The sequence below is a fragment of the Pararhizobium arenae genome, assembly GCF_001931685.1.
GTDB classification, from domain to species: Bacteria; Pseudomonadota; Alphaproteobacteria; order Rhizobiales; family Rhizobiaceae; genus Pararhizobium; species Pararhizobium arenae.
Genome location: NZ_MOOY01000004.1, coordinates 484,530 through 506,881 on the forward strand (window position 1 = coordinate 484,530; position 22,352 = coordinate 506,881).

At 60.0% G+C, this 22,352-nt stretch carries 20 protein-coding genes, 1 tRNA gene and 1 pseudogene; 7 read left to right on the forward strand and 15 right to left on the reverse strand.

Annotation, left to right across the window (positions count from 1 at the left end; genetic code table 11):
- Positions 1-171: 171 nt before the first annotated feature.
- Together BLX89_RS11695 and apaG are read left to right on the forward strand one after the other, a co-directional pair.
- Positions 172-1,332 (forward strand): AI-2E family transporter, encoded by a 1,161-nt coding sequence (locus BLX89_RS11695; protein WP_075291059.1) that lies wholly within the window; start codon positions 172-174, stop codon positions 1,330-1,332.
- Positions 1,333-1,552: 220 nt separating this feature from the next.
- The gene (gene apaG / locus BLX89_RS11700; RefSeq protein WP_075291060.1) at positions 1,553-1,945 is read left to right on the forward strand and encodes a Co2+/Mg2+ efflux protein ApaG; all 393 of its coding nucleotides are present in this window, start codon (positions 1,553-1,555) and stop codon (positions 1,943-1,945) included.
- Positions 1,946-2,005: 60 nt separating this feature from the next.
- Here the strand turns inward: apaG and BLX89_RS11705 are convergent, their stop codons facing one another.
- From BLX89_RS11705 to BLX89_RS11715, 3 genes are all read right to left on the reverse strand, one after another.
- Positions 2,006-2,995 carry an Hsp33 family molecular chaperone gene (locus tag BLX89_RS11705; RefSeq protein ID WP_075291061.1) on the reverse strand — a complete coding sequence of 330 codons (990 nt, stop codon included), beginning with the start codon at positions 2,993-2,995 and terminating at the stop codon, positions 2,006-2,008.
- A 263-nt stretch (positions 2,996-3,258) separates the two neighbouring features.
- Positions 3,259-4,170 (reverse strand): ornithine carbamoyltransferase, encoded by a 912-nt coding sequence (gene argF, locus BLX89_RS11710; protein WP_075291062.1) that lies wholly within the window; start codon positions 4,168-4,170, stop codon positions 3,259-3,261.
- Between the two features lie 60 nt (positions 4,171-4,230).
- On the reverse strand, positions 4,231-5,430 hold the full coding sequence (locus BLX89_RS11715; protein WP_075291063.1) for an aspartate aminotransferase family protein: 1,200 nt from the start codon (positions 5,428-5,430) through the stop codon (positions 4,231-4,233).
- A gap of 424 nt (positions 5,431-5,854) precedes the next feature.
- Here BLX89_RS11715 and BLX89_RS11720 point away from each other — a divergent pair, with 424 nt between their 5' ends.
- The gene (locus BLX89_RS11720) at positions 5,855-6,391 is read left to right on the forward strand and encodes a GcrA family cell cycle regulator (RefSeq protein WP_075291064.1); all 537 of its coding nucleotides are present in this window, start codon (positions 5,855-5,857) and stop codon (positions 6,389-6,391) included.
- A 58-nt stretch (positions 6,392-6,449) separates the two neighbouring features.
- Here BLX89_RS11720 and BLX89_RS11725 read toward each other — a convergent pair whose 3' ends face one another.
- A complete protein-coding gene (locus tag BLX89_RS11725) occupies positions 6,450-6,908 on the reverse strand; it encodes a GNAT family N-acetyltransferase (RefSeq protein ID WP_075291065.1) in 459 nt (152 codons plus the stop codon).
- Between the two features lie 9 nt (positions 6,909-6,917).
- Positions 6,918-7,355: a rhodanese-like domain-containing protein gene (locus BLX89_RS11730; protein ID WP_075291066.1), complete on the reverse strand. Its 438-nt coding sequence runs from the start codon at positions 7,353-7,355 to the stop codon at positions 6,918-6,920.
- A gap of 59 nt (positions 7,356-7,414) precedes the next feature.
- Here BLX89_RS11730 and ftrA point away from each other — a divergent pair, with 59 nt between their 5' ends.
- Positions 7,415-8,446: a transcriptional regulator FtrA gene (gene ftrA, locus BLX89_RS11735; protein ID WP_143523586.1), complete on the forward strand. Its 1,032-nt coding sequence runs from the start codon at positions 7,415-7,417 to the stop codon at positions 8,444-8,446.
- Here ftrA and phoB read toward each other — a convergent pair whose 3' ends face one another.
- The 7 genes from phoB to phoR all read right to left on the reverse strand — a co-directional run bounded on the left by phoB (position 8,447) and on the right by phoR (position 16,241).
- Positions 8,447-9,130 carry a phosphate regulon transcriptional regulator PhoB gene (phoB, locus tag BLX89_RS11740; protein ID WP_075291068.1) on the reverse strand — a complete coding sequence of 228 codons (684 nt, stop codon included), beginning with the start codon at positions 9,128-9,130 and terminating at the stop codon, positions 8,447-8,449.
- A 101-nt stretch (positions 9,131-9,231) separates the two neighbouring features.
- Complete coding sequence (gene phoU, locus BLX89_RS11745) at positions 9,232-9,945, reverse strand: phosphate signaling complex protein PhoU (protein ID WP_075291069.1); 714 nt, start codon at positions 9,943-9,945, stop codon at positions 9,232-9,234.
- A gap of 76 nt (positions 9,946-10,021) precedes the next feature.
- Complete coding sequence (pstB, locus tag BLX89_RS11750) at positions 10,022-10,837, reverse strand: phosphate ABC transporter ATP-binding protein PstB (RefSeq protein ID WP_075291070.1); 816 nt, start codon at positions 10,835-10,837, stop codon at positions 10,022-10,024.
- 12 nt (positions 10,838-10,849) lie between these two features.
- On the reverse strand, positions 10,850-12,172 hold the full coding sequence (pstA, locus tag BLX89_RS11755) for a phosphate ABC transporter permease PstA (protein WP_075291071.1): 1,323 nt from the start codon (positions 12,170-12,172) through the stop codon (positions 10,850-10,852).
- Positions 12,169-13,653: a phosphate ABC transporter permease subunit PstC gene (gene pstC, locus BLX89_RS11760; protein WP_075291072.1), complete on the reverse strand. Its 1,485-nt coding sequence runs from the start codon at positions 13,651-13,653 to the stop codon at positions 12,169-12,171. The genes pstA and pstC overlap by 4 nt, the downstream gene beginning before the upstream one ends.
- Positions 13,654-13,755: 102 nt before the next feature.
- A complete protein-coding gene (locus BLX89_RS11765; RefSeq protein ID WP_075291073.1) occupies positions 13,756-14,790 on the reverse strand; it encodes a PstS family phosphate ABC transporter substrate-binding protein in 1,035 nt (344 codons plus the stop codon).
- 197 nt (positions 14,791-14,987) lie between these two features.
- Positions 14,988-16,241 carry a phosphate regulon sensor histidine kinase PhoR gene (phoR, locus tag BLX89_RS11770; RefSeq protein ID WP_075291121.1) on the reverse strand — a complete coding sequence of 418 codons (1,254 nt, stop codon included), beginning with the start codon at positions 16,239-16,241 and terminating at the stop codon, positions 14,988-14,990.
- Positions 16,242-16,369: 128 nt separating this feature from the next.
- On the opposite strand from phoR, the gene ppk2 reads away from it, so the two are divergent.
- Complete coding sequence (ppk2, locus tag BLX89_RS11775) at positions 16,370-17,263, forward strand: polyphosphate kinase 2 (RefSeq protein WP_425348606.1); 894 nt, start codon at positions 16,370-16,372, stop codon at positions 17,261-17,263.
- Between the two features lie 14 nt (positions 17,264-17,277).
- On the opposite strand, the gene BLX89_RS11780 is transcribed toward ppk2, so the two are convergent.
- Positions 17,278-18,477 (reverse strand): biotin transporter BioY, encoded by a 1,200-nt coding sequence (locus BLX89_RS11780; RefSeq protein ID WP_075291122.1) that lies wholly within the window; start codon positions 18,475-18,477, stop codon positions 17,278-17,280.
- Between the two features lie 417 nt (positions 18,478-18,894).
- On the opposite strand from BLX89_RS11780, the gene BLX89_RS11785 reads away from it, so the two are divergent.
- Together BLX89_RS11785 and BLX89_RS11790 are read left to right on the forward strand one after the other, a co-directional pair.
- On the forward strand, positions 18,895-19,854 hold the full coding sequence (locus BLX89_RS11785) for an NAD(P)H-dependent flavin oxidoreductase (protein ID WP_075291075.1): 960 nt from the start codon (positions 18,895-18,897) through the stop codon (positions 19,852-19,854).
- Between the two features lie 119 nt (positions 19,855-19,973).
- Positions 19,974-20,049: transfer RNA gene (locus BLX89_RS11790), tRNA-Thr, on the forward strand.
- 306 nt (positions 20,050-20,355) lie between these two features.
- Here BLX89_RS11790 and BLX89_RS11795 read toward each other — a convergent pair.
- Positions 20,356-22,050, reverse strand: coding sequence for a recombinase family protein (locus BLX89_RS11795; protein ID WP_075291076.1), 1,695 nt, complete (start codon positions 22,048-22,050; stop codon positions 20,356-20,358).
- Positions 22,047-22,136, reverse strand: a pseudogene (locus BLX89_RS25020) (DUF2924 domain-containing protein); the annotation flags it as partial. The gene BLX89_RS11795 and the pseudogene BLX89_RS25020, both read right to left, overlap by 4 nt.
- Positions 22,137-22,352: the final 216 nt, after the last annotated feature.

The following is a 22,352-nucleotide window of genomic DNA, read 5'->3' on the forward strand; positions in this document are numbered from 1 at the left end:
ATGCCGTATTATTTCTCCTTTGAAACAAAATGCGGCGTCCCGCCCTTGTCATTGTCCCTCTGACATCATTACTTGTGCCGGCATGTGCTATAGGCCCGTCTGACATGGCAAGGCGACTGGTCGTATCGTTGTTTTGCTGGCATCCTAGAGGTCCGACGAGGAGGAAATTTCGTGGCGCTTGGCCAATTTGAAGGGGATAGCCTGCCACAGCAGGAGCCGCGGCTTTTCGGTCGCCCTGCCTCCGAACGCGCTGCGCTCATCGGGCCGATCTCGGCGGCACGATGGCTGCTGGTTTTCGTTCTTCTGGCCGGCGTTTACTTCTTCCATGGTTTTCTCGTGCCGGTTCTGGCGGCTCTGGTCATCGGTTTTGCCAGCTGGCCGATCTATCGTCGGCTGCTGGCCGCAATCGGCGGCAATCGCACCCTCGGCGCAACGATCGCCATTCTGTGTGTCGTGGCCTTCATCGTCGTTCCGATCACCGTGGCCGCCATGTATGCCGTGGAAGAGCTCCGCGGCTGGTTGCTCTGGGCCATCGAGACCAACGAGGTTGGTGCGCCGGTGCCGCCTTGGTTTGCCGATGTTCCCGGTATCGGAGCGTGGCTGACGGCGCAGTGGGCCAAATACGTGGGTCACCCCAAGGCGCTCGGCGAGCTTGTGCAGCTGATCAGCGGCTCCAATATCGGCAATATCTATCGCGGCGTACTGGTTGTCGGCGCGTCCGCCGCCCAGTCTCTGCTGACGCTGCTGTTCATGCTGATCTCGCTGTTCTTCGTCTATCGGGATGGCGAATCCTTCGTCGCGCAAATCGACAAGCTCGGCGAACGTATCCTGCCGATGCGCTGGGAGCGCGTTTCCCGCATCGTGCCGCTCACCATCAGCTCGACGGTCACAGGCATGGGCATCATCGCCATAGGCGAGGGCATCGTACTCGGCATTGCCTATTGGCTGGCGGGCGTTCCATCACCCGTCACGCTCGGCATCATCACCGGTGTCATGGCGATGATCCCCGGTGGTGCGCCGTTGTCGTTTACGCTGGTGTCCATCTATCTTGCCGCCAGCGGCTCCCCGGTCAATGGCCTGGCACTGTTTATCTGGGGTTCGGTCGAGCTGTTCATCGTCGACAAGACGCTACGCCCGAAGCTCGTCGGCGGCCCGATCAAGCTTCCGTTTCTTCCGACGTTCTTCGGTCTCGTGGGTGGCGTGAAGACCATGGGCTTCCTCGGCCTCTTCGTGGGGCCGGTTCTCATGGCGCTGCTGGTGGCCATCTGGCGCGAGTGGTTGCGCGAGGTCACGTCGCATCCTGTGCCGCAAAACGTGATTATCCGCGAATAGTCGATATCTCTTGATCGTCATTATCTTGACGCTGTGCGTTATCACGACAGTTCGCTTTCGCGTTATTCTTCGCGAAACGAACTTGTTGTAGTCTATGGCAGATTAAGGGCATGTCCTTTGCGAACGCAGAGAGTTTTTGGCACGGCCTGTGGAAACTATAAGCTGAGGCATTGGGCGAATCCGGGGGGATTGCGAGAGCTTCGGGAATGAGGGTTTGGTAATGTATCGCGCTCTGACCCGCGACATTGAGGTGACGGTCGAACCGTATTATCTGGAGGAGCAGTCCGATCCGGATGACAGCCGCTATGTCTGGGGTTATCGGATCCTGATCTCGAACAAGTCGGGCAAGACCGTGCGCCTGATGTCACGCTACTGGAATATCACGGATGAAAACGGGCAGGTGGATGAGGTCAACGGCCCGGGTGTCATTGGTGAGCAACCGGTTCTGAACCCCGGTGAAACCTACGAGTATTCATCCGGCTGCCCGCTGGATACCCCGTCGGGCATGATGTACGGCTATTATTCGATGGAAACGCCGGAGGGCGAGAGTTTCCAGGTCGCCATCCCTGCATTCTCGCTGGATTCTCCGGGCCAAGTCCGTACCCTGAACTGACGCCGGCCTGCAAAGCACCAAACAGAAAGCCCCCACGGGATGCACGGGGGCTTTGTCGTTTTATTGGGGCCGGACTTCCGTTGCCTCGAAGCGATAGGTCGTGGAACAGAACTCGCAGGTCACGCTGACATATCCGTCCTCGACAGTGTGGTCGATCTCTTCCTGGCTGAAGCTTGCCAGCACATCACGGATCTTTTCGCGAGAGCAGTTGCAGCGGTCGAACACGGCCTGCGGCGGGTAGACCCTGACACCGCGCTCATGGAAGAGCCGATAAAGCAGTCGTTCCGTGCCGACAGTCGGATCGGTCAGTTCATCGGCATCGATCGTTTCGACCATGACAACGGCCTCGTCCCACAGATCGTCGGCTTCGAAATCCTCGCTTGGATCAGACCCGTCGCCACCCGGCAGATCCGCCTGGCGCATGCGCTCCGGAGCCTCTGGCAAGAACTGCGCGACCATGCCGCCGGCCCGCCAGCGATGGCGGGGCTTGCCGTTTTCGTCCCGGTCGAGAAGCTCGGCCACGCCAAGGCGAACCTTGGTCGGGATTTGCTCCGACTGGCGGAAATAGACGCCGGCAATCTCTTCCAGCGACGCGCCATCCAGCGGCACGATGCCCTGATAGCGTTGTGTATGGGCGCCCTGATCGATGGTGAAGGCGAGAATGCCTTCGCCCAGCAGTTCCTGCGGCTGGATCGAACCGTTCTTCTCCGCTTCGGCCAGAGCCTCCGCATCGTAACGGGCATAGGCGCGGACGCGATCGGGCGTCGAAAAATCTGCGACAACCAGATCGACCGGACCATTGCTCTTGGTTTGCACAATCAGCTTGCCGTCGAATTTCAACGAGGTGCCGAGCAGAACCGTCAGCACCACCGTTTCCGCCACGAGCCGTGCGACGGGCAGAGGGTAGTTGTGGCGCTCAAGGATAGCATCCAGCATCGGACCGAGCTGGACCGCGCGACCGCGTACGTCGAGGCCCTCGACCTGAAAGGGTACGACATGATCATCGCCGGCAAAATCGAATTGGCCGAGGCCGGGCAGGGTATCCGTCATCGTCTTGCTCCTCGCATGCACTGCTTCCGGCCGCACGGTGTTACATGCAGGCACAAACGCGCGCTATGCTCTATTGATCCGATGTCCTCGGTCTTTGTCCAGATGGATATGACGGCTCGGTACATCGGCAGGCCTTGACGCTGAGAGCGCGCGGGCCGGATGGATTACATTGAAAACGTGCCGGCGTCACTGGTGGCGCCGGCGTTCTGGACGCTTAGATTGGGTCGCGCAGCGCAAATTTCAATATGACCTGATGGCAGGCATCAGAGGGCGCCGAGGCACCAGGCCAGAATCGATTTCTGGGCGTGCAGGCGGTTCTCCGCCTCGTCAAACACCACGGATTGCTTGCCATCGATGACGGCGTCCGTAACCTCCTCGCCACGATGGGCCGGCAGGCAATGCATGAACAGGGCGTTCTTGGCAGCCTTCTCCATCAGCGCTTCGTTGACCTGGAAGGGCTGGAAGACATTGTGGCCGCGGGCTCGATGCTCCTGGTTCATCGAAACCCAGGTATCGGTCACGACGCAATCGACATCCTTCACCGCAACATCGGCATCGTGGCAGAGCATGATGTTGCCGCCATTGTTGCGCGCCCAGTTCAGGATCTTGTCGTCCGGCTCCGAGCCGAGCGGCGTTGCCATATTCAGGTTGTAGCCGAAGCGGGCCGAGCCTTCGATGAAGGAGTGCAGCACGTTGTTGCCGTCGCCGCTCCAGGCGATGGTCTTGCCCTTCACGGGGCCATTGTGCTCCTCGAAGGTCATGATGTCGGCCATGATCTGGCAGGGATGCGTCAGGTCCGTCAGCGCGTTGATGACGGGCACGGTCGCGTGCTCGGCAAGCTCCAGAAGGCGGGAATGATCCGTGGTGCGGATCATGATCGCATCGACGTAACGCGACAGCACCTTGGCCGTATCACCGATGGTTTCGGCGCGGCCAAGCTGCATTTCGGTGCCCGAGAGAAACAGGGTTTCGCCGCCGAGCTGTCGCATGCCGACATCGAAGGACACACGGGTTCGGGTCGACGGCTTCTCGAAAATCATCGCCAGCATCTTGCCGGCGAGCGGCTTGTCCGCAGTGCCGGCCTTTGTGGCGGTCTTTCGCACGCGGGCATCGTCGATGATGGTGCGAAGGTCGCCCGCCGTCATGGCGGAGAGATCGAGAAAGTGTCTGGCCATACTGTCGAAGTCCTGCTGTTGTCTGGCGCTCAAGCGCCTATCGTTTAGGCGCCCTGTCGTTTAGGCGCTTGCCTTGAGATTTGCTGCTCTGACGCTTTCGGCAGCGCGCTCGATACGGGCCATGCCGTCGCGCGCCTCCTCAGCCGTCACGGTGAGCGGCGGCAGCAGGCGAATGACATTTTCGCCGGCCGGAACGGCCAGAAGCTGTTCTGCGCGGATCGCCTGCAGCAGTTCCGCCGAAGGCACCTTGGCCTTGAGGCCAAGCATCAGGCCATCGCCGCGAATGCTCTCGACAACGTCGGGGAAACGGTCGGCAATGGAAGCAAGCCCCTGACGGAAGACAAGCGCGACGTCACGCACATGCTCAAGGAAGCCGTCTGCGAGCACGACGTCGAGCACGGCATTGCCGACGGCCATGGCCAGCGGGTTGCCGCCATAGGTCGAGCCGTGGGTGCCGGCGATCATACCCGAGGCTGCCTCTGCCGTTGCAAGGCAGGCCCCAAGCGGGAAGCCGCCGCCGATGCCCTTGGCGACAGCCATGATATCCGGCGTGATGCCGGTCCATTCATGAGCAAAAAGCTTGCCGGTTCGACCGATGCCGCACTGGACTTCGTCGAAGATCAGCAACAGGCCGTATTCGTCGCAGAGTGCGCGAAGTTCTTCGAGGAACTCCTTCGGCACGACGCGAATACCGCCTTCGCCCTGGATCGGCTCGATCAGGATCGCAGCCGTCTCTTCCGAAATGGCGTTCTTCACGGCGGTCATGTCGCCGAACGGCACCTGATAAAAGCCGGGGGCCTTGGGGCCGAAGCCTTCAAGATACTTTTCCTGTCCGCCGGCGGCGATGGTCGCCAGTGTGCGGCCATGGAACGCGCCTTCGAAGGTGATGATGTGGAACTTCTCCGGGTGCCCCTTGGAGAACTGGTAACGCCGCGCCGTCTTGATTGCGCATTCGAGTGCTTCCGCACCCGAATTGGTGAAGAATACCTTGTCGGCAAAAGTGGCCTGCGTCAGCCGATCGGCAAGCTTCTCCTGGCCCGGAGCCTGATAAAGGTTCGAGACGTGCCAGACCTTTTCGGCCTGATCCTTCAGGGCCTGGACCAGATGCGGATGGGCATGGCCCAGCGAATTGACGGCAACGCCGGCTGCGAAATCGAGATAACGTCGGCCATCCTCAGCAATCAGCCAGACGCCTTCCCCGCGCTCGAACCGCAAGGGTGCGCGCATGTAAGTGTCATAGAGCGGCTTGGCTTCGGCCATGGCGCGGTATCTCCTTTGATCGTCGGTGTCATCGACCCGCTATCCTTGCCGGAACCGGGGTCGAGAAATTAAAAATGCCGCCTCGCGGCGGCAGCCGCACTATCAGCACTTCGCATTGCAATGTCAACAAAATGCCCGGATTTTCGGGACTTTGAGAGCGTCTGCTGCCGCGCAATTTTTTCGGTCGCCGATACTTGCAAAAATGCCACGCCTCGGCAGCAAGTTGGGGAAAACTCAGAAATCGATTCGCTCGGATTCCGGTGACTCTTGTCACGGAGTCACCCTGTCTCTACGTTAATAAGCAATTACTAGACGCATGCGGCGGAACTAGTCACCGAAAGTATTATCGCGTTTCAGCTTCGGCGCATGGCCGGGGCGTGGTGATGGATTCTGTCCATGCCGACGCTGGAATGGAGGCGAGAGCATGAACTGGACAGACGAGCGCGTAGAAAAACTGAAGAAGTTGTGGTCCGAAGGCTTGAGCGCCAGCCAGATCGCCGCGCAGCTTGGGGGCGTAAGCCGAAACGCCGTGATCGGCAAGGTTCACCGGCTGTCGCTTCCGGGCCGCGCGAAGGCTGGCGGAACGGCGGCAACCCCGACCCGCGCCAAGCGTCCTGTCGCTGCTCCCCGTCCTGCCACGTATTCTGCGGCCCGCGCCACCGTTGCGCCGACGCGGACAGTTTCCCGACCGGCCGGTTCTGCTGCGGTCAAGGAAGATATCGAACTGGACGTAATGGAAGAGCAAGAGGTTCGCAGCACCGGCGGCAACGTCGTCGTGCCCATGTCTCGACGCCTCGGCCTGACCCAGTTGACCGACCGCACCTGCAAGTGGCCGATCGGTGACCCGATGAAGGAAGAATTCCACTTCTGCGGCAACGATAGCCCGGATACGTCGCCCTACTGCACATTCCATGCAAAGCTGGCCTACCAGCCGTCTGCTGAGCGCCGTCGCGCTCGCTGAGGTCCCGACCCGTCAATTAAAAGCCGCCCTTCCTTTCGGTGAGGCGGCTTTTTTCTTTTCATGAGATCCTGACGAACCACGGTTTCCAGAGCGTATCGGGCACGCCGCCCTGGCGATCGTAAAACCGCATGGCGGGCTCGTTTCCATCGAGCACCGTCCAGGCGACTTTGGATGCCCCGATATCGCGTGCGTAGGCCGTCAGCCGATGGAACAGGGCTTCGCCGGCACCAATCCCTCTCGCCTCTTCCGCAACGAATAGCTCTTTCAGCACCACAACGGGTTTCAGATCGAAAGTCCATGGGATCTGGTAGTGGACTGCGATGCCGATCACTTTGCCGGCAAGCACGGCGACGAACACGCCGAAGCGGGGCGAGGGGCCAAGGCCGTGTTCTACAAGATCGGCCTCAGTAACCCGGAAATCGTCTATATAGCCTTCGAAAACCGCGAGGCCACGCATGAGGGCCAGGACGTCGCTGACATCCTTCTGTTCAAAAGCCCGGATTTCCAGGTCACTCATTGCGATATCCTACTCTGCCGCCACAGGAAGGGCATTGATGTCGCCGGGCTCCGGTCCCTTGGCGAAAGGCAGGCCTTCGTCGGCCCAGCCGGTAATGCCGCCGATCATGATCTTAACAGGCCGGCCCAATCGCGCCAGCTTGAGAGCGGCCTGGTCGGCACCGTTGCAATGGGGGCCGGCGCAATAGACCACGAAGATCGTCTCCGTCGGCCAGGAGGCCAACCGCTCGGCGCTGATCTCGCGGTGCGGCAGGTGGAGAGCACCGGGCACATGACGGCGGGCATAGGCTTCCGGGGAGCCGACGGAATGCAGGAGCACGAAATCCGGCTCGCCGGAGCGCAGAACGGCGGACACGTCGGCGCAATCGGTTTCGACGGAAAGCCGTTGCAGGAAATGGGCGATGGCGATGTCCGCGGACGCCGGCGGGTAATCGGTGACGAAGCTCATGATGGTCTCCTTCAGTTGCTGTCGTCTCTTGGATATGCCGGTAAGAGTGGGATTGGCAGATGGCAGGTTTGCCATATAGTGTGAAGATCATGCCAGAATTGAACCGACATCCAAAACCACGCAATCCTCTCGTCGTTGCAATTGCCTACGACGGGCTCTGCACCTTCGAATTCGGCGTTGCCGTCGAAGCCTTCGGGCTGCCGCGGCCGGAAATGGGGGACGACTGGTATCGCTTCGCCGTGGTCGGCATCGACGCCGGCGAAATGCGGGCGGCGGGTGGCGTGCGCATCGTTGCAGACGGCGGTCTCGATATGGTGGCGGAAGCCGGGACGATCATTGTTCCCGGCTGGCGCGGCATCGATGCCCCGGTTCCGGATGCGCTGTGCGAGGCCTTGGCTGCAGCCCATCGCCGCGGCGCGCGCATTCTGTCGATCTGCTCCGGCGTCTTCGTGCTTGCGGCGGCAGGCCTGCTTTCAGGACGGCGTGCCACGACCCACTGGCGCTATACCGATGCACTGAAGCAGCGTTATCCGGATATCGACGTGCAGCCCGACGTTCTCTATGTCGACGAGGGAGCCGTGCTGACGTCGGCGGGAAGCGCTGCCGGCATCGATCTCTGCCTTCATCTCATTCGCCGTGACTACGGCATGGTGGCCGCCAACATGGTTGCAAGGCGTCTCGTCGTACCGCCCCACAGGGATGGCGGGCAGGCGCAATACATCGAGCGTGCTGTGCCTCTGCCGCACGAAAGCGCCCGGCTCGGACCGCTTCTCGATCATATCCGGGAAAATCTCGGCGCCGATCACAGCGTTGCCCTGCTGGCAAGGATGTCGGGTATGAGCAGCCGCACGTTTCTACGGCGTTTCGAGGCCGCGACCGGTACGACGCCGGCGCGCTGGGTTTTGCTCGAACGCTTGACGCGGGCGCGCGACCTGCTCGAAAACTCCGCGATCCCGATCGACAGGATCGCCGAGATGGCAGGCTTCGGAGCTGCCGCAACGTTGCGCCACCATTTCAAGCGACAGTATGCGACGACGCCCGCAGCCTATCGCGAGACCTTCGCCGGTCCCGCGACGACCGGAGCTGGATGATCAGCTCTCCAGCGAGTATCCCGCGCCGCGAACGGTGCGGATAACATCCTGCATGTTTGAGAAGTTCAGCGCCTTGCGCAGCCGGCCGACATGGACGTCCACCGTGCGCTCGTCAACGTAGATATCGTGGCCCCAGACCCCATCAAGCAGCTGCGAGCGGGAGAAGACCCGGCCTGGCGAGGCCATGAAAAATTCCAGTAGCCGGAACTCCGTCGGGCCGAGCCTCACTTCGCGGGTCTTGCGATGCACGCGGTGGGTTTCGCGATCAAGCTCGATATCGCCACACTTGAGCAGCGTGGACAGCACCTCCGGCTTGGCGCGACGCAGCATCGCCTTGACGCGGGCCATCAGTTCCGGGGTCGAGAAGGGTTTCACGACGTAATCGTCGGCGCCTGTGGAGAGGCCGCGAACACGCTCGCTTTCCTCGCCACGGGCCGTCAGCATGATGATCGGCAGGCGCTCGGTGTCAGCACGCTGGCGCAGGCGCCGGCAGAGTTCGATGCCGGAGACGCCGGGCAGCATCCAGTCGAGAATGAGCAGGTCCGGCAGACGCTCCTGCAGGCGGATCTCGGCTTCGTCGCCGCGATTGATGGTATCGACGTCAAAACCTTCGGCTTCCAGATTGTAGCGGAGAAGTACGCTGAGGGCTTCCTCATCTTCCACGACGGCAATTCTTGGCTGCATGATCAACTCCTTGGCGCTCGATAAAAGAAGAGCGCTCGCCGGATCCTTCGCGATCCGGCGTTCGATTGGTGCATTTCAAACATGGGGTTGCGTTACAGCGATCAGCTGTTGATCGCACCCACGGTATTGGCGGTGTCGTCCTTGGGACGCTCGCCGACGGGGGCTGCGCCCGTTGCCATGTAGTAGATCGTTTCGGCGATGTTGGTCGCGTGATCGCCGATACGCTCGATGTTCTTCGCGCAGAACAGAAGATGCGTGCAGGGGGTGATGTTGCGCGGATCTTCCATCATGTACGTGAGCAGTTCGCGGAACAGCGAGGTGTAGATCGCATCGATCTCGCTGTCGCGCTCGCGGATGCTGTTGGCCTTTTCCGGCGAGCGGGAGGCGTAGACATCAAGCACTTCCTTGAGCTGCATCAATGCAAGCTCGGCCAGGTGCTCGAGACCACGGGCGAGCTGGCGGGGCAGGCTGGCGCTGGCAACCGCGATGACGCGCTTTGCCGTGTTCTTGCCGAGGTCGCCGACGCGTTCGAGATCGGCCGCGATGCGGATCGAGCCCATGATTTCGCGCAGGTCCGATGCCATCGGCTGGCGCTTGGCGATCGTCACGATCGCCTTTTCGCCGATCTGCTTTTCAGCCTCGTCGAGCACGACGTCGTCGGAGATGACCTTCTGGGCCAGAGACAGGTCGGCATTCACGAGCGCGCGCACGGAATCGGCCACCATCTGTTCGGCCAGGCCGCCCATTTCGGAGATCCGTCGCGACAGGTACTTCAGGTCCTCGTCGTAGACGGAAACAATATGTGTAGAGCTCATCGTTGTTCCTTCGGATCACATTCAGGTTTCAAAGCAGGTGCCGCCTCCGGCGAAGGACGCGGCCAGCTACAATCAATCAGCCGAAGCGGCCCATGATGTAATCCTGCGTGCGCTGGTCGTCCGGGTTGGTGAACATCTTGTCGGTGTCGTTCTCCTCGACGAGATTGCCGAGGTGGAACATGGCGGTGCGCTGCGAAACGCGGGCTGCCTGCTGCATCGAGTGCGTCACGATGACGATCGTGAAATTGGTCCGCAGTTCGTGGATCAGTTCCTCGACCTTTGCGGTCGCGATCGGGTCGAGGGCCGAGCAGGGCTCGTCCATCAGGATCACTTCCGGGCTGACTGCAACGGCGCGCGCGATGCACAGGCGCTGCTGCTGACCACCGGAAAGCCCGGTGCCCGGCTCATGAAGGCGGTCCTTCACCTCGTTCCACAGGCCGGCCTTCTGAAGGCTCTGCTCGACGATCTGGTCCAGTTCCGCCTTGGCGCGGGCAAGGCCGTGGATCTTCGGGCCGTAGGTCACGTTTTCGTAGATCGACTTCGGGAAAGGGTTCGGCTTCTGAAAAACCATGCCGACACGGGCACGCAGTTCCACCACGTCGATCTTCGCGTCGTAGATATCGCCGTCATCGAGCGTGATCTTGCCGGTGACGCGGCAATTGTCGATCGTGTCGTTCATGCGGTTCAAGGTGCGCAGGAAGGTCGACTTGCCGCAGCCGGAAGGGCCGATCAATGCGGTTACGGTATTTTCGCGAACGTTGAGGTTCACATCGAAAAGAGCGCGTTTGTCGCCGTAATAGACGGAAACATCCTTGCCGATCATCTTGTAGGGTACGGTGGTCATCTTCTGATCGAGAGCCTTTTCGACTGCTGCTTCGGACATCATGTTCATGTTCTTACCTCACTACCAGCGACGCTCAAAGCGACGCCGCAACAGGATTGCGCCAAGGTTCATCAAGACGAGGAAGACCAGGAGGATCATGATCGCCCCCGATGTCCGTTCGACAAATGCACGTTCTGCTTCATTGGCCCACATGTAGATCTGCACGGGCAGGGCAGTGGAGGGTTCCATCGGCGAACCCGGGTAGTCGACGACGAAGGCGACCATGCCGATCAAGAGCAAAGGTGCGGTTTCGCCGAGCGCGTGGGCAAGGCCGATGATGGTACCGGTCAGGACGCCCGGCATGGCGAGCGGCAGGACATGGTGGAAGATCGTCTGCATCTTCGAAGCGCCGAGGCCGAGGGCAGCCGATCGGATCGACGGCGGTACGGCCTTCAGCGCGGCGCGGGTCGCGATGATGATCGTCGGAAGCGTCATCAGCGTCAGCACCAGGCCGCCGACCAGGGCCGCAGAACGCGGCATTCCGGCGAAGTTGATGAAGACGGCGAGGCCGAGCAGACCGTAGACGATCGAGGGAACAGCCGCGAGGTTGTTGATGTTGACTTCGATCAGATCGGTCAGTTTGTTTTTCGGTGCGAACTCTTCGAGATAGATCGACGCGCAGACGCCGATGGGCAGGGAGAGAACGAGCACGATCAGCATCATGTAGAGCGAGCCGACGGCAGCGACGCCGATACCGGCTGCCTCGGGACGGCTCGATGCGCCGAAGGTGAACAGGCCGGTGTTGAAGTTCTTGGTCATCGCACCGGTTTCGGTGAGCGTCTTCATCCAGCCAAGCTGTGTGTCCTTCACCTTGCGGTTGGCTTCGGCGACATTCAGATCGATCTGGCCCTTGTTGGCGCTGTCGATATTGCCTTCCGCCAGAAGCGCAACGTTCTGGGTCGTGCCGATCACCGACTGGTTGTTCACGACGATGTCACGCAGCTGGGTGCGGGCGCTTGCCGAAACCATGTCGGTCGCCTGCTTGACGAGTGCACGGTTCGAAGGATCGATGTTCAGCGCCTTGATCAGGGCGTCGCGGACGAGAAGCGGATAGTTCGCCGTCATCAGCTTCGCCGGATTGTCGGCGCGTTCGTTCTTCGGGTCGATGACCTGTTCCGAAAACTCGATCGGAAGGGTGATCGTCGTTTGCAGGAACGCGGTGTAACCGTTGGAAATAACCGTCCAGAGCAGCACGAACAGGAAGAACAGGCCGGTCAGGATGGCTGCCATGCCGTAGGCGCGAAAGCGTCGTTCGGCACGGTAGCGTTTCTTGATGCCGATGTCGCGGCGGGCTTGTGCAGGACGGGTGAAGGTCGCAGGTGCGGAAGCGGTGATCTCGGTCATTCGTACTGCTCCCGGTATTTGCGCACGATGTAGAGCGCGTAGATGTTGAGGCAAAGCGTGATCGCAAACAGGGTGATGCCGAGCGCGAAGGCGACAAGGGTCTGCGGCGAGTTGAACTCGAGGTCGCCGGTCAGCTGGTTGACGATCTTGACGGTGACGGTCGTCATCGCTTCGAAGGGATTGAGCTGCATGCGGGCCGCAACGCCTGCGGCAAGCACCACGATCATGGTTTCGCCGACAGCACGCGAGGCGGTCAGCAGAAGGGCGCCGACGATGCCGGGAAGGGCGGCGGGAAGCACGACCTTCTTGATCGTTTCCGAGCGGGTCGCACCAAGTCCGAGCGAGCCATCGCGCAGCGAACGCGGTACCTGGGTAATAATGTCGTCGGAGAGCGATGACACGAACGGGATCAGCATGATGCCCATGACGATACCGGCCGTTAGAACGCTCTGCGCCTGAATGAAGTTCACGTAGTTGCCGGTCACCAGCCCGTTGAGCTGGGCGGATACGTCACGCAGGAACGGGCCGACCGTGATCAGCGCGAAGAAGCCGTAGACGATGGTCGGAATGCCCGCGAGGATTTCGAGCAGCGGCTTTGCGATGCTGCGAACCGAAGGACGTGCATACTCGGCCATGTAGATGGCCGCGAAAAGACCGACCGGAACTGCGAAGAGCATGGCGACGAAGGCGATGTAAAGCGTGCCGGCGAGAAGCGGCAGCAGGCCGAACTGGCCTTCCGACCCACCGCTGCCGGCCGCCGCGAAACGCGGGTCCCACACCGTGCCGAAGAAGAACGTGCTGGGCGACACCGACTGGAAGAAGCGGATCGCTTCGGACAGCATCGAGCCGATGATGCCGACCGTGGTGAGGATCGCAATGGAGGACGCCAGCAGGAGCGCGCCCAGGATGACCTGTTCGACGCGATTGCGTGCGCGGAAAGGAGCGGAAATGCCGCGCAGCGCGAAAACGGCGCCGGCGATCGAAAGGATGATCACCACGGCCGCCATAGCGAGCTGGCTGGTATCCTTCAGGGCATTATAGTCCTGGGCCGATGCCAGCAGGTAGGTCGCTGCTTCGCTTGCCATGGGGACGCCCTTGGCAGCCAACGTTTCACGCAAGGTTGCGCTGCCGCTGGTCACGGTCGCCAGCTCGTCATCGCTGAGCAGCCGCAGGCCGTTGGCGACGGAGATAACCTGACCAAGCGCCAGCTCGGTCGGTGCAGAACCCTGGCTGGTCACCGTCTCGGGAAGCTCGGCGCGAATTGTTTTCTCGATCAGCATCGGGCTGGCGATAAGCCAGACGCCGAGCACGACGAGCGCGGGCAAGGTCGCCCAGATCGCTGCATAGGTACCGTGATAGCCGGGAAGAGAATGGAGCACGGAAAGCTTGCCGTTGGCGCTGGTGACGGCTCGCGATCTCGCGACAAAATAGGCTGCGAGGCCTATTATCAAAACAATCAAAAAAATCAGAGAGGTGTTCATCAATAGGTCCCCCCGGCCTTATCAATCATTGAAAGCCGGCATTGCGAACAAGGGAAATGCGGCACGGCAAACGAATGCCGTGCCGCTCGTCTGATGTTTATATCAGAGCATGTTGCCGGCAGAGAAGGCCTTGCGGACTTCTTCGCGTTCTGCATCCGGAGCCGGAACCAGGCCGTAGGAAGCGAGCGGGCTGTCGGGGCCGATCATCTGGTCGTCGAGGAAGAACTCAACATATTCCTTGAGACCCGGGATAACGCCGAGGTGAGCCTTCTTGACGTAGAAGAACAGCGGGCGCGAAACTGGATATTCGCCGGAAGCAACGGTTTCAACCGAAGGAGCAACACCGCTCATGGTGGCGACCTTCAGCTTGTCGGCGTTGTTTTCGTAGAACGAAAGGCCGAAAACGCCGATGCCGTTCTTGTTGGAGTCGATGCGGGCAAGCGTTTCGGTGTAGTCGCCGTCGATGTCGATGGCCAGACCGTCCTTACGAACGGCGATGCACTTGGCGGCAGCTTCCTTTTCGTCGGCGACGAGGCCCTTGATGGCGTCGGCAGCGCCGGCTTCCTTGCAGCCTTCAGCGAGTACCTTTTCGTCGAAGACTTCGCGGGTGCCGTGCTTTTCGCCGGGGATGTAAGCGGCGATTTCAACGTCCGGCAGGTCCTTGTTGACTTCCGACCACTTCTTGTAGGGGTTGGCAACGATCTTGCCGTCGACAACAACTTCAGCGGCGAGAGCGAGGTACAGGTCCTTCGGGACCAGCTTCAGGTCGGCATTGCTGGCGTCGGTTGCGAAGACGATACCGTCATAGCCGAACTTCACTTCCTGAACTTCGGTAACGCCGTTTGCCTTGCAGGTTTCCAGCTCACTGGACTTGATAGCGCGCGAGGAGTTGGCGATGTCGATGGTGTCCGGGCCAACGCCCTTGCAGAATTCCTTCAGGCCAGCGCCCGAACCGCCAGACTCAACAACCGGCGTCTTGAAGTCAGGGAAGGTTTCGCCGAAGGTTTCGGCAACGATCTTCGCGTAGGGAAGAACGGTGGAGGAGCCGGCGACCTGGATCTGGTCACGGGCGGCAGCAGCGCCTGCGAAGGCAACCGATGCAACCAGGGCAGCAGCAGTGAGTTTCAAAACGTTCATCGAAGTTCTCCCGGAATTGGGCTTGTGTTGTTGCGCCTTTATGGCGGGCGCTCGCGTTGGCCGTCTGATCGGCTGCCTTTAACTAGACCCCGATGACCTCATCTTTTATGTCAGTTCGATGAAACATTTGTGACAATTTAAGTCTTTGAAAAATATATATTAATTAAATCTGTCGCGTGTATTGTGCGACATATATGTCAGAAGCGGACGGTAAAGACCGTGCCCTTGCCAACTTCCGATTGAACGATCAGCCGTGCCCGGTGGCGCGTGAGGATATGCTTGACGATGGCAAGGCCGAGCCCGGTGCCCTTTTTCGTTCGGCTCGCTTCCACATTGACGCGGTAAAATCGTTCGGTAATGCGCGGAACGTGCTCGGCTGGAATGCCCGGTCCGTGGTCGCGCACGGAGACCTCGATGGGGCCATCGCCGTCGCCGCCGGTGAGGCGCACTTCGACCTTCTTGCCCTCCTGGCCATACTTGCAGGCATTTTCTATCAGGTTTTCGAAAACCTCGATCAGTTCATCGCGGTCGCCGCGGACCGTGACCGCTTTCGTCGGAAAATCGAGGCTGATATCCACGTTCAGTTCCTGCGCAAGCGGCGCCAGACTGTCGCGGACGTGGCCGAGGAGGGGAGCGAGATCGATGGTCTCATCGGGGGCGATGTGGGATTTCAGCTCAAGACGGGATAGGGAAAGCAGGTCATCGACAAGCCGGCTCATGCGTGTCGCCTGCTCGTGCATGATCCCCAGAAACCGCTCATGCGCCTTCGGATCGCCGCGCGCCGGCCCTTGCAACGTTTCGATGAAACCGCGCAGCGAGGCCAGCGGCGTTCTCAGTTCGTGGCTGGCATTGGCCACGAAGTCAGAACGCATTCTGTCGATCCGGCGTGCCTGCGAGATGTCGCGGAAGGAAAGCACAAAAAGCCGCTCGCCGGTTTCCGTCACATTGTCGGCCGCGGCAATCCTGACGATGTAGACCGCATCCGATGGCAGCCGCTCGGAATGCTCGATCTGGTTGGGCTTTCCCGTGGCGATCGTCTCCCTGACCATGTCGAGGATACCCGGAGAGCGCACGCGCGCGGAAAGATCGGTGTTTGCCGGTATGGCGCCGAACGCTTTTTCCGCGGTCTCGTTCTGAAGCCTGACCGTTTCATCCGCCGAGATAACCAGGATCGGCATGTCGAGCGCGTTGAAGGCGGCAACCAGCACGCTGAGGTCCGGGGTAAGCGGTGTGGCGGCGGGATGGGCCGCGGTCGCAGGTGCAGGAGCCTCGCCCCTTGGGTTGAGCAGCGCGATCATCAGAACCAGCCAGAAAAAGATGACAGCCATGAGATGAACGCCGGCGGCGATCAGCGCCGCGCCGATGAACAGCGAGAGGAGAACCACCCAATACCTGTCACGCAGGGTGTCGATCGTCCTCTTTGCTATCAGTCGTGGCGTCTGCAAAAGCATGTCTTTCGTTTGAAAACTTCGCTGCTGATATCGCGCTTTCATGACATGGATTTCACGACATGCTTGAATTCGCAATGTGTTTGTGGCCTGCTCCCCGAAAAAGCACGAAAGATCAGTGGAGGCGGGAATTGGCAAACGTGAACCTTGGACTGGTGAGGAACGAGCCGGTCGAACTTGAAATCGACGGCACCAAACGGCTGTGGGATATCGATGATCCGCAGCTGCCGGACTGGATCGAAACGGGTTCCTTCTCTTCCGGAGGCTTTCCCTATGAAAAAAAGCTGAAACGCGAGGATTTCGAGCCTGAGCTGGAAAAACTGCAGATCGAACTGGTGAAGGCCCAGTTCTGGATGCAAGCCAAGGGAAAGCGCGTCCTGGCTCTGTTCGAGGGGCGTGATGCCGCGGGCAAGGGCGGAACGATCTTCGCCACGCATTCCTACATGAATCCGCGCAGCGCCCGTATCGTTGCCTTGACCAAGCCCACGGAGACCGAGGCTGGCCAGTGGTACTACCAGCGTTACATCCATCATTTCCCTACCGCGGGCGAGTTCGTGATGTTTGACCGTTCCTGGTACAATCGCGCAGGGGTCGAGCCTGTTATGGGCTTCTGCACTCCGGAGCAATACGAAACCTTCTTCCGTCAAACCCCGCGCTTCGAGGAACTTATCGTCGATGACGGTATCTTCTTCTTCAAATTCTGGCTCGATATCGGCCGGAAGATGCAGCTCAAGCGTTTTCACGACCGCCGTCACGATCCGCTGAAGATCTGGAAGCTCTCACCGATGGATATCGCCGCGCTCGGCAAGTGGGACGATTATTCCAAGAAACGCGACCGCATGCTCAAGGAAACCCACACGAAGGATGCTCCCTGGACGCTCGTGCGTGCCAACGACAAGCGCCGCGCCCGGCTGAACGTCATCCGGCATATCTTGAATACGCTGGATTACTACGGAAAGGACAAGGATGCCATCGGCAAGATCGATGACAAGATCCTCGGTTTTGGCCCCGATTTCCTGAAGTAAAGCCGACTGCCCGGTTATTGGCCGGGCAGTACCCGAACCGCGTAGAGATTGAGGCTCGCCCCCTTGCCGCTGACGTCGCTGCTGATGATGACGGCGCCGGGATCGCTTGGCGCCAGGCTGCGGTCGAAGGTGACCTTGAACAGCATGTCGACCTTTTCGTCGTTGACGGTAAAGCGATGCCGGCCGCATTCGCCCAGCGTGCTGAAATCGCACTCCACGGAAAACTGGGTGGTTTTGCCCATGTCCGCCTGCACCGTCAGCGCCAGCGTGGATGTCTTGCCGGAAAGTTGTTCCAGAACGGAGGCAGGAATCTGAAGGCGGACGTCGCCATTGGCGTCCGGGCTACCGGAGGTGATGCGCAGGTGCTGGCCGGCCTCGTCGCTGACGACGTCCGCCTTGGACTGCGGGCCGGCAACGGCCGTCGCGCCATTCCCGGGTGCATAGACCTCGATCCAGTCGCTGTTGAAGCCCGACTGGGTGTTGAGAGTCGAGAGGCCGGTTTCGCCATCGAAATCCTCGGAATTGACGGTAGCGGGCGGATTGGCGACGCTCGTGTCGCGCTCGTCAGCCGTTTGCAGAAGTCCGCTCGACATGACCCACCAGCCGGCAGTGCCGAAAGTGGCGAGCAGAACGGTAAGGACCATGAGCAAGGAGAAGAAACGTCCCCGGCGGCGCCTGTTCTTCGGCGGAAATTCCGCAGCGCGGCCGCGCTTTCCTTTGGCTGAAGGCTCCGCGCGCAGGTATTCGGCGGCAGATGGCGTGCGCTTTTCATTAAGATCGGCAGAAAAGTCGCCGGACGGGATCGCACCGCCGTCGCGGCGTTCGGCACGCAGCTCGCCAAAAGCATTGTCGTTACCGGCCGTTTCGGGCGGTGTCCCCCGGCGGTCAGGCGCGATATCCAGGCTTTCGTCTACCGGCGCTGCCTGGCTGTCCTTGTCGTTCGTGCGGGGCTGCGTTTCTACTGGCGGCTCGACGACTGCCGCTTCTTCTGCCTGCTTCCTGAGGTTGGCCCGTTCTTCATTCTCGATAGCATGGATCAAGACCTCGAGCCTGTGGCGCTGCTGGGCGATGACCTCGGTATCATGGACATCCTGCTTGCGCAGACCGGCCTCAAGCGCATTGCGTGCCGACTGGTAGATACGCGCGCGCATCTCCGGGCTCGTCCGGTCCGAGCGCTCCAGCGCCTGTCTTATGGCCGTTTCCAGTCCGCTCACGATCTTCCCTTCGCCTTGGCTGCCGGCGAACCTGTGTCCGCCTTCCATGCCTTGAAGTTTCTCTTGACGAAAAGCTGTCCTCTTCTCGCAACGCCGGTTGAGGTTTCCATCAAGAGCGAGTTCATTAACGATTGGGTAACTGTTGCGGCTTGAGATCGCAAGGCTGCCGTCCGTCAAGCAGGCACAAGACCGCGACAATCCCCGGCATTTCTCGTCGGGCTCGCTTATGTCTTCGCGGCGTGTGAATCCCGCCTGGCGGAGTTCGAGCCACGCTTCCCCTGTTTTTCCTGGTTTTCTTCTGTCTATTTCGGAAAGCCGGCTCCCACTTTTCCCTGACAAACTCTAGGCAAAGCTCCCGGTCGCTGCTACAAAAGCTTACGTTTACGCAAACGTCAAAATCGATGAGGAGGAAACCCGATGTCCCTGCCAGCCATTCTCAACGGAACAACACGCCTGCCCGTGGTTGCCGCCCCTCTCTTCATCATTTCCCATCCTGCCTTGACGCTGGCGCAATGCAAGGCCGGCGTCGTCGGCTCCTTTCCGGCTCTGAACGCGCGCCCTCATTCGCAACTCGATGAGTGGCTTGCCGAGATCACGGAAGATCTGGCGGCTTACAATGCAAAGAACCCGACCCGCCCGGCCGCACCCTTCGCCGTCAATCAGATCGTGCACAAGTCGAATGCGCGTCTGGAACAGGATTTGATGCTGTGCGTCAAATACAAGGTTCCGATCGTCATTTCCTCGCTCGGCGCGGTGCCGGAGGTCAACGCGGCGATCCATTCCTATGGCGGTATCGTGTTGCATGACGTCATCAACAATCGCCATGCAAATTCCGCCATTCGCAAGGGCGCCGATGGCCTGATCGCGGTTGCGGCCGGTGCAGGCGGCCATGCCGGCACGCTTTCGCCTTTCGCGCTTGTCCAGGAGATCCGCGCTTGGTTCGATGGCCCGCTTCTCTTGTCAGGCGCGATCGCGAACGGCGGCGCCGTTCTGGCCGCTCAGGCCATGGGCGCGGACATGGCCTATATCGGCACCCCCTTCATTGCCACCAACGAGGCCCGCGCCAGCGACGGCTACAAGCAGATGATCGTCGATAGCAGTTCTGCCGATATCGTCTATTCCAACTATTTCACGGGCATTCACGGCAATTACCTCAAGGGTTCCATCGTTGCGGCCGGCATGGATCCGGCGGCCCTGCCGGAGGCCGATCCCTCGAAGATGGATTTCGAGACCGCGACCAGCGGCGCCAAGGCCTGGAAAGACATCTGGGGCAGCGGTCAGGGCATAGGCGCCGTCAACGCCGTCACCCCGGTTGCAACGCTGGTCGATCGGCTGGAGCAGGAATACCACGCCGCCCGCCAGCGCCTTGCCCTCTGACGATAAGGCGTTTTTCGTGAGGCAATGATGGCAAGGTGTGAAATCCGGGCTTGAAATCCGGAAAGTTTGCTTGTATCAGCCCCTCACACTCGTTCGCGGCCTGGTTCGCGAGCGCATGTGCCGCTTTAGCTCAGGTGGTAGAGCACATCATTCGTAATGATGGGGTCGCAGGTTCGAGTCCTGCAAGCGGCACCATTCTTTTCGCCACAACTTGTCTCCGAAGGTTGCCTCTGGAATAGCTGCGACATTTCCGAGGGTTAGCGGACCATAGGCGGCTATTGTCTGCTCAATCATCTCGAAAGGCGGCTTAAGTTTCCGCCAGACGGGAATACTTCTCAGAAGGCCGGACCTGTCAGCCCCAAGTCTTCAACTTGGGGAGGCTATTTTTCGAGACTGTATTCGCATTGACCGATACTGCGAGGCTTTGTCGAGTTCGGATTGCCCGCGGAACGAGCAGGGCTGCCTGAAAGGCAGCCGATGTAAGCCCTGAAGGGATAGGAGCTAGAGGTCGATCAGCTTGTGATGGTCGGTCCATTCGGTCGAGACATCGGACATACGAGTCAGCCTCGCAATGGTTATAGCTGGCGACTGACGCCCTGTTAAAATCGCTTCTGTTACTTTCGGCGATAGAAAAGCCATTGGCAACAGGCGACTGACGTCGGGACCGCTGATGTTAAAGCGCTTGCCAATCTCGGCGATGCTGGTCTCGCAACCGTCCGTCAGGGCTTCAAGATAGAGATGTGCCTTCGCTAGCATTGCAATGAGCAGCGGATCTGGCTGCGGCGTGTGTGTGTTCCCCTGCAGAACAATGCGTTCTTCATTTCCCCGCCGCTTCATCCGCATCGGAATCGAGATAGCTGCAATTTCCTCAATGCCATTTGCAGGCACTTTGCTTTCATCACCTACGCGCGTGTTTAGAAGTGACAGCAGCGATGCGACCCGGATCTCGAATGTGATGGAGTTCGCGTCAATCAGAATGCGCCTGTAGATTTGCCTCAGAATATGATGTCGAGTTTTCGGATCTTCCTGCTCACGGTAGCGACGTGCGATGGCCGCAGCGTTTTCTATGCTACGGCCGAGGTCGGCGGCACATCGATGAGCATCTAGCCATCGTGCAAGCTGAGATTTGTCCGCCAACAAGCTATGCAAATGCTGCTCAACGATAGGCTCGATCAACGATATAGGAAGCCGCCATCCGACCAGACGCTTCTTGGCGGTGCTCGACCTATCAGTGTCCGCTCGCGATACGTAGTAGCGATACCGCTTCCCATGGGTTTGGCTATGGGCAGTCAGGAGTGTCTGTCCGTTTGCGTCGCATAGAATGCCTCCAAGATGACGATCGGGAATGTTGCTCCCTATACGTCTCGTTGGCGCCTGTGTGGCGAGCAGTGACTGAACTTGCTCAAACATCTCAGTATCTAGGATTGCTTCGTGCTCACCATCGTAGATCGCGTCTTTGTGGCGGATTTTGCCGAGGTAGATTGGATTCGTCAGGAGATGTCGCATCTTGCCGCGGGTTAAGGAAGCCACCGCCGCTCGGGCCGGCGGTCCCCAATAAAGACCTTCAGCCTGAGCCGCAGCCGACAAGTCGTTCAACGACTTGAGGTCAAGATATCGACTGAATAACCACTTTATAGTTTTAGCGCCCTCAGGATCGACTATAAGTTTGCGTTCATTGACTCGGTACCCGAGTGGCACCGGCCCTCCCATCCACATGCCCTTCTTCTTCGAGGCGGCAACCTTGTCGCGGATGCGCTCAGCGGTCACCTCCCGTTCGAACTGGGCAAAGGACAGAAGGACGTTCAGCGTCAATCGCCCCATCGATGTGGTGGTGTTAAACTGTTGGGTAATCGAAACGAACGAGACGCCGTGGCCATCAAAGACTTCGACGATACGGGAAAAATCCATCAGTGAGCGGGTGAGGCGATCGATCTTGTAGACGACAACCACGTCAATCTTCTTGTCCTTGATGTCGCGAAGCAAGCGTTGGAGAGCAGGGCGCTCCATAGTGCCGCCAGAGATGCCGCCATCGTCATAAAGCTCGGGCAGAACCTTCCAACCAAGAGAAGCCTGCGAGGCGATATAGGCTTCACAGGCCTCGCGCTGGGCATCAAGCGAGTTGAAGGCCTGATCGAGACCTTCTTCGGAAGATTTGCGGGTATAGATGGCGCAGCGCAGTTTGGTAATCGTGCTCATAGGCCAAAGAACCTCGGCCCGGACCAGTTGGTGCCGGTGATCTCACCGGCAATCTTCGAGAGCGACCGGTAGCGTTTGCCGGCATAGATGAAGCCTCCTCGCCCAAGTAATCGGTTCGGCCCCCGGATTATGGGGGCCAACCGTTGTCTCTGCTTCAGCGCGAGCTGGCCTCGGAGTCATCGCTGGCAAGCAAGCGCGCCATCGCTTCGGTGATGGTCAGGTCATCGTAGGGCTTGGGGAAGAAGCGACTGCCGCCGGGCAGCATGCTTTCTTCGACGATGGCCGCACCGGAGGCGACGATC

What these genes read in the sequence shown, in the direction of transcription:
- apaG (WP_075291060.1), top strand. Translation starts at nt 1,553, where the DNA reads ATGTATCGCGCTCTGACCCGCGACATTGAGGTGACGGTCGAACCGTAT.
- BLX89_RS11705 (WP_075291061.1), bottom strand. Translation starts at nt 2,995, where the DNA reads ATGACGGATACCCTGCCCGGCCTCGGCCAATTCGATTTTGCCGGCGAT.
- argF (WP_075291062.1), bottom strand. Translation starts at nt 4,170, where the DNA reads ATGGCCAGACACTTTCTCGATCTCTCCGCCATGACGGCGGGCGACCTT.
- BLX89_RS11715 (WP_075291063.1), bottom strand. Translation starts at nt 5,430, where the DNA reads ATGGCCGAAGCCAAGCCGCTCTATGACACTTACATGCGCGCACCCTTG.
- BLX89_RS11720 (WP_075291064.1), top strand. Translation starts at nt 5,855, where the DNA reads ATGAACTGGACAGACGAGCGCGTAGAAAAACTGAAGAAGTTGTGGTCC.
- BLX89_RS11725 (WP_075291065.1), bottom strand. Translation starts at nt 6,908, where the DNA reads ATGAGTGACCTGGAAATCCGGGCTTTTGAACAGAAGGATGTCAGCGAC.
- BLX89_RS11730 (WP_075291066.1), bottom strand. Translation starts at nt 7,355, where the DNA reads ATGAGCTTCGTCACCGATTACCCGCCGGCGTCCGCGGACATCGCCATC.
- ftrA (WP_143523586.1), top strand. Translation starts at nt 7,415, where the DNA reads ATGGCAGGTTTGCCATATAGTGTGAAGATCATGCCAGAATTGAACCGA.
- phoB (WP_075291068.1), bottom strand. Translation starts at nt 9,130, where the DNA reads ATGCAGCCAAGAATTGCCGTCGTGGAAGATGAGGAAGCCCTCAGCGTA.
- phoU (WP_075291069.1), bottom strand. Translation starts at nt 9,945, where the DNA reads ATGAGCTCTACACATATTGTTTCCGTCTACGACGAGGACCTGAAGTAC.
- pstB (WP_075291070.1), bottom strand. Translation starts at nt 10,837, where the DNA reads ATGAACATGATGTCCGAAGCAGCAGTCGAAAAGGCTCTCGATCAGAAG.
- pstA (WP_075291071.1), bottom strand. Translation starts at nt 12,172, where the DNA reads ATGACCGAGATCACCGCTTCCGCACCTGCGACCTTCACCCGTCCTGCA.
- pstC (WP_075291072.1), bottom strand. Translation starts at nt 13,653, where the DNA reads ATGAACACCTCTCTGATTTTTTTGATTGTTTTGATAATAGGCCTCGCA.
- BLX89_RS11765 (WP_075291073.1), bottom strand. Translation starts at nt 14,790, where the DNA reads ATGAACGTTTTGAAACTCACTGCTGCTGCCCTGGTTGCATCGGTTGCC.
- phoR (WP_075291121.1), bottom strand. Translation starts at nt 16,241, where the DNA reads ATGCTTTTGCAGACGCCACGACTGATAGCAAAGAGGACGATCGACACC.
- BLX89_RS11785 (WP_075291075.1), top strand. Translation starts at nt 18,895, where the DNA reads ATGTCCCTGCCAGCCATTCTCAACGGAACAACACGCCTGCCCGTGGTT.
- BLX89_RS11795 (WP_075291076.1), bottom strand. Translation starts at nt 22,050, where the DNA reads ATGAGCACGATTACCAAACTGCGCTGCGCCATCTATACCCGCAAATCT.